This is a genomic window from Polaromonas sp. P1_G4, assembly GCF_056405475.1.
The window spans coordinates 1-4538 of the sequence record NZ_JBFUCA010000346.1 but is presented as its reverse complement, the minus strand read 5'-3'; the positions used below and the strand labels follow the sequence as shown (position 1 = coordinate 4538).

At 63.4% G+C, this 4538-nt stretch carries 4 protein-coding genes and 1 pseudogene; 3 read left to right on the top strand and 2 right to left on the bottom strand.

The genetic code is table 11. The annotated features are described in order from the left end of the window. The coding region (gene aroC / locus AC1D1X_RS16190; RefSeq protein WP_477698653.1) for a chorismate synthase at nt 1–1023 on the top strand (1023 nt) is incomplete at its 5' end. Nucleotides 1024–1165: 142 nt separating this feature from the next. Here the strand turns inward: aroC and AC1D1X_RS16185 are convergent. Then, nucleotides 1166–2050: a DMT family transporter gene (locus AC1D1X_RS16185; protein ID WP_477667902.1), complete on the bottom strand. Its 885-nt coding sequence runs from the start codon at nt 2048–2050 to the stop codon at nt 1166–1168. 143 nt (nt 2051–2193) lie between these two features. Between AC1D1X_RS16185 and AC1D1X_RS16180 the strand changes: the two are divergent. Further along, nucleotides 2194–2352 (top strand): annotated as a pseudogene (locus AC1D1X_RS16180) (short-chain dehydrogenase); the annotation flags it as partial. Between the two features lie 192 nt (nt 2353–2544). On the opposite strand, the gene AC1D1X_RS16175 reads toward AC1D1X_RS16180, so the two are convergent. Next, nucleotides 2545–3357: an IclR family transcriptional regulator domain-containing protein gene (locus AC1D1X_RS16175; RefSeq protein ID WP_477667901.1), complete on the bottom strand. Its 813-nt coding sequence runs from the start codon at nt 3355–3357 to the stop codon at nt 2545–2547. 193 nt (nt 3358–3550) lie between these two features. Here AC1D1X_RS16175 and AC1D1X_RS16170 point away from each other — a divergent pair, with 193 nt between their 5' ends. Beyond that, entirely contained in the window at nt 3551–4519 is a 969-nt protein-coding gene (locus AC1D1X_RS16170) for a shikimate dehydrogenase family protein (RefSeq protein WP_477667900.1), read from the top strand. The last annotated feature ends 19 nt before the right edge of the window (nt 4520–4538 follow it).

Genomic DNA, 4538 nt, shown 5'->3' with positions numbered 1-4538 from the left:
GTGATTGACGGCTGCCCGCCCGGCATGGACTTGAGTGAGGCCGACATCCAGGGCGACCTGGACCGCCGCCGGCCAGGCACCAGCCGGCATGTGACCCAGCGCAATGAGCCCGACGCTGTCGAGATCCTCTCCGGCGTGTACGAGGGCAAGACCACGGGCACCCCCATCTGCCTCCTGATCAGGAACACCGACCAGCGCAGCAAGGACTACGGCAACATCCTGGAAACCTTCCGCCCAGGCCATGCCGACTACACCTACCTGCACAAATACGGCCGGCGCGACCCGCGCGGCGGTGGCCGTGCCTCCGCCCGCCTGACGGCGCCCATGGTGGCAGCCGGCGCGGTGGCCAAGAAGTGGCTGGCTGAAAAATACGGCACCACCTTTCGCGGCTGCATGACGCAGATCGGCGACATCGCGATTCCGTTTGAATCGTGGGAACACGTGCCGGGCAACCCGTTCTTCGCGCCGGTCGCCGACGTCTCGAAACTGGAAGACTACATGGACGCGCTGCGCAAGGCGGGCGACTCCTGCGGCGCGCGCATTCGTGTCACAGCATCCAAGGTGCCGGTGGGCCTGGGCGATCCGCTCTTTGACAAGCTGGACGCTGACATCGCTTTCGCCATGATGGGCATCAACGCCGTCAAGGGCGTTGAAATTGGCGCCGGCTTTGCCAGCGTCACGCAGCGCGGCACCGCGCACGGCGACGGTCTGTCGCCTGAGGGCTTTCAGTCGAACAACGCCGGCGGTGTACTGGGTGGCATCAGCACGGGGCAAGACCTGGAGGTGTCCATCGCCATCAAGCCGACGAGCTCGATCATCACGCCGCGCCAGTCGATCGACACCGCAGGCAACCCCGCCGAGGTGGTGACGAAGGGCCGGCACGACCCTTGTGTCGGCATTCGCGCCACGCCGATTGCCGAGGCCATGCTGGCCCTGGTGGTAATGGAGCATGCGCTGCGCCAGCGTGCGCAGAATGCGGATGTGGTGGTCGCCACGCCCAACATCATGCGAAACCGAAAATAAATCTGCTGCGCGGCCCGATCTCGCATCTGCGGTCCTCACCGTACGGGTGGGTGTACGGCTCCGGTCCTCGACACGACCTCGGGCTGCTCGGGCCGCTCGCCACGATTTCTTTACGACTTCGCGCCGGTGCGTGCCTTAAGCTTTATGGCTCAGGTGGCGCAGCCCGAAACGGGTTAAAACCCGTGATCAGCGCGGTGGCCGATAACACCAGGATGCAACCGGGCAACATGCTGATCGTCACCGGCTCCCCCAGAAACAGCCCGCCCCAGGTCACGCCGAACAGCGGAATCATGAAGGCCGCCGACGTGGTGGCGCTGGCCGGAATCTCGCGCATCAGCCGCATGCTGATCCAGTACATAAACCCGGAAGTAAACGTGCCCAGCACCGTAACGGCAGCCACGGCGCCCGGCGTCAGAACAGCCGAGGGTGCGGCGATTCCGCCCGGTATGAGCAGGATCAGGGCCGCGGCCACATGCACCACCGCTGACGAAGGCAGCGGCGAATAGGCCATGGTGGCACGTTTCATGAGGATGGCGCCGAAGCCGTAGCTGGCCGACGCGGCGACGCAGGCCAACGCCGCCAGCACGACCCGGGGCGTGACGGCGACGGGCCCCAGTTGCACCAGCAGCGCGACGCCGGCAAAGCCGACCGCGCAGCCGAGCAGGCGGATGCGGGTGAGTTTTTCCTCGCCGGCCAGCGCGGCGGCCATCACGCCGAAGAGCGGCACCGTGGCATTGAGCACCGCCGAATAGCCCGACGGGATGACCAGCGCGGCCCAGTTGTACAGCACAAAGGGAACCACCACCGACAGCATGCTCAGCAGCGCCAGCCGGGGCCACGCCTCGCGCGGCGGCCATTGGCCGCGCAGCCTGCTCATCAGCAGACCCAGCACGATTGCGGCCAGGACGCAGCGGGTGGCCGCTACCACCCACGGCCCCAGGGCAGGGCTGGCGATACGCAGCAGGGGAAATGATGCGCCCCAGAGGGCGGACATCGCGATGAGCTGGAGGAAGTGTCGGGTTTGCATCAAACGCCGCTCGGGCGGCAACAAAAGCGGCAATGGAAAAGATGGCTGCCTTGATTGTGCAAGATTCGGCCCGACGCTGCAGCGGCCGCAAGGCATGGCTGGGGCGAAGGCGCGAATCTTTCCTACACCGCGCCAGGCGCGGGCCACTCGTCATCAAGGACTTCGGCAGGAAGACCGACATGAGGCGGCCGGTGCAACCTGAGGAGTTGTCGCCTGCTTATGTATTTCTGGCTTCTCCTGTTTGTTCCAGTTATGTCACGGGGATTGTTTTACCGTTGACGGGGAGTGTTGGGGTGGTTTGATTCATTAGTGAAAATGGCTTTTGACTAATAGGGATAAGCGCGGGCAGCTATTGAATTGATAGCGAATCTTGAGGCTGGATCTTGCTCCGGCTTGGGCGTTCTCTACTGAGAGCGGCTGGCCGGGCAACCCCCGGCCAGCCACCCTCAGCAAAGCGCGCATCGCCAGAGCAAGAACCGCCCTGGCAGATGCACTCAAATCAGGTTTCTCATCGCCTGCGCCGTCTCCCGCAACACCGACAAAACCCGTCCCCCCGCATCCTCACTCGACTCATGCCCCATGGGCATGGTCACGCTGAGCGCCCCGGCCACTTCCCCGTGCCGGTCCCGCAGCGGTACGGCAATACCGCGGTAATTGAGTTCCAGCTGCTGCTCGGAAATCGCCCATCCTTGTGCCCGCACGCGCGCCAGTTCGATCCGCAGGCGGTCCTTGCTGGCGATTGTGTATGAGGTGTAGGCCTTGAGCTCGTGGTTGGCCAGCCAGGTTTCCAGCCAGGCGGGGTCGCGCATCGACAGCATTAAAAGGCCCGCTGCCGTGACCTGGGCCTGCACGCGTGAGCCCAGCACGTAGCCGGTGTTCATGGCGCGGCTGGAGCCGTTGCGGGCGATATAGACGATGTCGTCTCCGTCCATCACGCTCACGTACGCGCTCTCCTGGGTGCCGGCGGTCACGCGCTGCAAAAAGGGTTGCACGATGCGCGGCAGGCGGGCCGACTCCAGGTAGGACTGGCCCAGGCGAAGCACCCGCGGCGTCAGCCAGAAGAGCTTGCCGTCGCCGGCGACATACCCCAGGTGCTCCAGCGTCAGCAAATAGCGGCGGGCGGCCGTGCGTGTCATGCCGCAGCGCGCGCCGGCCTGGCTGGCGGTCAGGCGTGGGTTGGCGTCGTCAAAACATTCGATGACGGACAGGCCTTTTTCCAGCCCGGCAATCCAGTCGCGCTTGTCCAGCGTGGAAGGGCTGGGGGCCTGCAATGTAGAGGGTGAAATGGGGAGTTTGGCCGCAGTCATTTGCTGAAGTATTCACAAGAGGGTTTCAACGCAGGCATAGGTCAAACCCTTGTTTCGTTCGATCATCGATCTTTATTGAGCGATCATCGATCAATTTGGTGATAAACCTGTTGGGATTCCTGAGGCTAGCTACTAAAGTTCACACCAAATCTGGCAGTTTCAATCGATTATCGAACGTTTTAGGCAATCCAGCATGTTTTCCACCATTCAGGGCAATACCGACGTGTATCTGATCCCCGGCGATCCGGTCGGGCAGGTGCGTGCGCCGGAGGTGTTCAACCTGATCTTCAAGACGCTGGGTATTGATGCTGTCCTTGTCCCGGTGCATGTGGCCGCCGGGGACATCCAGGCTTTTGTGAAAGCCGCTTTCCTGGCCAGGAACGTCAAAGGCATGTTGCTGACCATCCCGCACAAGGCAGAAGTGATGAGCCTGCTTTCGCATTGCAATGACGCGGGCCGGGTAGCCGGTGCGGTGAATGGCATTCGCCGTAACGCAGCCGGTGAACTGGAAGGTGCCTTGTTTGATGGCAAAGGGTTTGTCCTGTCGCTGGACTATTTCGGTGTGGCCTACGCCGGCAAGCGCGTGTTGATACTGGGCGCAGGCGGCGCGGCAGCCGCGATTACCGCTTCACTCGCGATGGCGGGAAACCAGTCGCCGGCCGCCATTTCGCTGTATGACCCGGCGCCCGGCAAGGCGCAGGTGCTGGCCGACCAGATTACCGCCGCTATGCCGCTGTCAAACGCAAGCATCGCGGCTGTGAGCAGCGGTGACCCTTCGGGCCATGACGTGGTGGTGAATGCCTCACCGCTGGGGCTCAGGGCCGATGATCCCCTGCCGTGCGATGTCTCCCGCATGGCGCCGCATGCGGCCGTCATGGACATCCTCATGAAGAACCAGCCGACGCCGCTGGTTCGCGCTGCCCGCGAGCGCGGTCTGACCGCACAGCCCGGATTTGAGATGCTGATCCAGCAGGTGCCGGACTACCTGGATTTTTTTGGGCATGCCGCAGCGGCGCAGGCCGTTCGCCGCGATGCCACTTTTATCCGTGGGCATTTGTACCCCGCCACGATGGCCGGTGAAATCAGGCGCCCCTTCCAGACCACACCATCTGACAGTGTTCCCATCCCAGGAGTCGGGGAAGCACGACTCGCATCACCTTGATTTTTTAACCCCCCAGAGG

Coding starts and splice junctions, on each gene's coding strand:
- AC1D1X_RS16175 (WP_477667901.1), bottom strand. CDS start 3,357: ATGACTGCGGCCAAACTCCCCATTTCACCCTCTACATTGCAGGCCCCC.
- AC1D1X_RS16170 (WP_477667900.1), top strand. CDS start 3,551: ATGTTTTCCACCATTCAGGGCAATACCGACGTGTATCTGATCCCCGGC.
- AC1D1X_RS16185 (WP_477667902.1), bottom strand. CDS start 2,050: ATGCAAACCCGACACTTCCTCCAGCTCATCGCGATGTCCGCCCTCTGG.